Origin of the sequence: Mesorhizobium sp. M7D.F.Ca.US.004.03.1.1 (assembly GCF_003998635.1) — a bacterium.
Classification (GTDB): Bacteria; Pseudomonadota; Alphaproteobacteria; order Rhizobiales; family Rhizobiaceae; genus Mesorhizobium; species Mesorhizobium loti.
The window spans coordinates 1-2,355 of record NZ_RZQG01000895.1 but is presented as its reverse complement, the minus strand read 5'-3'; the positions used below and the strand labels follow the sequence as shown (position 1 = coordinate 2,355).

At 63.7% G+C, this 2,355-nt stretch carries 4 protein-coding genes; 2 read left to right on the top strand and 2 right to left on the bottom strand.

What is annotated here, in order from left to right; translation table 11 throughout:
• Positions 1-421, top strand: a 421-nt coding sequence (locus tag EN935_RS31520; RefSeq protein ID WP_245489099.1) for a LysR substrate-binding domain-containing protein, incomplete at its 5' end; no start/stop codon positions are given.
• A gap of 124 nt (positions 422-545) precedes the next feature.
• Positions 546-1,346, top strand: coding sequence for a 1-acyl-sn-glycerol-3-phosphate acyltransferase (locus tag EN935_RS31515; RefSeq protein ID WP_127264063.1), 801 nt, complete (start codon positions 546-548; stop codon positions 1,344-1,346).
• A gap of 25 nt (positions 1,347-1,371) precedes the next feature.
• On the opposite strand, the gene EN935_RS31510 is transcribed toward EN935_RS31515, so the two are convergent.
• Together EN935_RS31510 and EN935_RS31505 are read right to left on the bottom strand one after the other, a co-directional pair.
• Positions 1,372-1,998, bottom strand: coding sequence for a LysE family translocator (locus EN935_RS31510; RefSeq protein ID WP_127264065.1), 627 nt, complete (start codon positions 1,996-1,998; stop codon positions 1,372-1,374).
• Between the two features lie 91 nt (positions 1,999-2,089).
• Positions 2,090-2,355: aldo/keto reductase (locus EN935_RS31505; protein WP_164771509.1), on the bottom strand; the 266-nt coding region annotated here is incomplete at its 5' end.

Genomic DNA, 2,355 nt, shown 5'->3' with positions numbered 1-2,355 from the left:
CCGCCGCGTCGTGTGCGCCAACCCCGCCTATCTGGCCGAGCATGGCACGCCGACGACCCTGGAAGATCTCGGAACACACAGCTGCATCACCTTCGAGAGGCTTGCTTCCGCCACCACCTGGAGCTTCACCAGGGGCAAGGCCGAAATCCCGATTCAGGTTCGCTCACGGCTTCAGGTCAACACCGCCGAAGCGGCCATCGATGCAGCGATTGCCGGCGTCGGGCTGACACGGGTGCTTTCCTACCAGATCGAAGCCGCACAGCGGTCCGGCACGCTGCGCGTCCTGCTGCAGGAGTTCGAGCCAAAGCCATGGCCGGTAAGCCTGGTGCATGCAGGCCACGGCCTGCTGCCGGTCAAGCTGCGCGCATTCCTCGATTTTGCCGCCCCACGCCTGAAGGAGCGATTGGCGCGACTGATGTAGCGGAATCGGGCCGCTCGCCGATCGACGGATCGCTCATCTTCGCCGATCAGAGCGCCCGACGGCCATTTCCTTTTTCCCCGCGCTTGGTGTAACCAACGCTCACCTCCTGACCGGGCCTCCCCCAATGCTCTATTTCAGATCACTGACGTTCAATTTCGTCTTCTACGTCAACCTGATCGTCCAGATGATCCTCTGGACCCCCTATTACTTCCTGTCGCCCCGTCACCGCGCCTGGTTCGTGCCGAAATTCTGGTCGCGCACCTCGATGTGGCTTTATGACAAGATCGCCGGAACGAAGAACGACATCACCGGCCAGGAAAACCTGCCCGAGGGCTCCTTCATCCTGGCGCCAAAGCACCAGTCGTTCTGGGATGCGATCGCCTTCTTCCCCTTCCTTCAGGACCCGCTCTACATCCTGAAGCGCGAGCTGACCTGGATCCCGTTCTTCGGCTGGTACATCATGAAGATGCGCATGATCCCGGTTCATCGCGGCAGCCGCTCTAAAGCGCTGAAGGCCGTGGTCGCTGCAACCAAGGAGGAGATGGCCCGCAACCCTCGCCAGCTCATCATCTACCCCGAAGGTACAAGACGCGCGCCGGGCGACGAGCCGGCCTACAAATATGGCATCGTCGAAATCTATGCGCAGCTTGGCATTCCGGTGGTGCCGGTTGCCCATGTCGCCGGCCTCTATTGGCCACGCCGCAAATTCCTGCGCTATCCCGGCACCATCAAGGCGCGCTTCCTGCCGCCGATTCCACCGGGACTGAGCAAGGACGAATTCATGGCCCGGCTGATCGGTGAGACCGAGGCTGCCTGCGACCAGTTCCTGATTGATGCGGCGCGCGGCCCGAACCCACCTGCCTTGCCGCCGACAGCGATGAAAAGGCTGCAAGAGTTGGACGCGGCTGCAAGAACCAAAGTCTGAACCGGAAGTCTCCGGCCGGCAGGTCTCAACCGAACACGGCCAGCGCAGTGGTCAACACCAGCGTCGCGGCAAAGACCAGATTGATGACCCGCGAAGCCGCCGGCCGGCGCAGGAAGCGCGCGAAAGCTGCCCCCGCGACAAGCCACAGAGCGTGGATGGCAACGATCATCAGGGCAAGAGCCGCCAGCTTCAGCCATAGACCAAGCTCAGCGGCGCCCTGTTTCGACGAGGCACCGGCAAACACGGCGGCGATCGCCACATAGGCCTTTGGATTGGCGACCGCGAGAAGAAACCCAGCCAGCCATGTTGGGCGCGAAGCTTCGGCGGCACGTGCTGCCAAGGGCGGGGCCGTGGCGATCTTGAAGGCGAGATAGAGGATGTAGGCGGCGGACGCGACAGCCAGCAACGGCGCCAGCTTCGGCATCGACGAGAGCACCGCCATAACCCCCGTCGCGACGACCAAAAGCACGGCGATCGTGCCCAGGATGATCCCCCAGGCATAGCCCAGCGAATGGCGCAAACCGAAGGCCGCACCGGCCGCGGTCACGCTTATCGTTGCCGGCCCCGGGCTGCCCATGACAACGGCGGAGGCAAGCACCAGCGCGAGCAGCTGGCGCCAAAAGTCCGGCTGCGAAGGAAGCGGCTCAGTCATCTCACCCTCTGCCTTGCCCCGTGCGAAGGAGGCTATGGCAAGACAAGAGGGTCGTCTTGGACGTTCGTGCGAGGAGCGGCCGCCGAAAACGTCAGCCGCTCGCTTTGTCGAGTTCGGCCATGTCGGCGCCGCTCAGTTTCAGTGACGCCGCCTTGATCAGGCTGTCCATCTGCTCGGGCTTGGTCGCACTGGCGATCGGCGCGGTAACGCCTGGCCGCGCGATAACCCAGGCAAGCGCCACCTCCGCCTGCTTGGCCGAATGCCTGGCGGAAACCGCGTCGAGGGCTGCAAGGATGCGCATGCCGCGCGCGTTGAGGTAGTCTTTCACCCCACCGCCACGCGGGCTTTGACCGAGAT

Bases quoted from the DNA above. Each gene is read 5' to 3' on its own strand.
- EN935_RS31515 (WP_127264063.1), top strand. From the start codon at position 546: ATGCTCTATTTCAGATCACTGACGTTCAATTTCGTCTTCTACGTCAAC.
- EN935_RS31510 (WP_127264065.1), bottom strand. From the start codon at position 1,998: ATGACTGAGCCGCTTCCTTCGCAGCCGGACTTTTGGCGCCAGCTGCTC.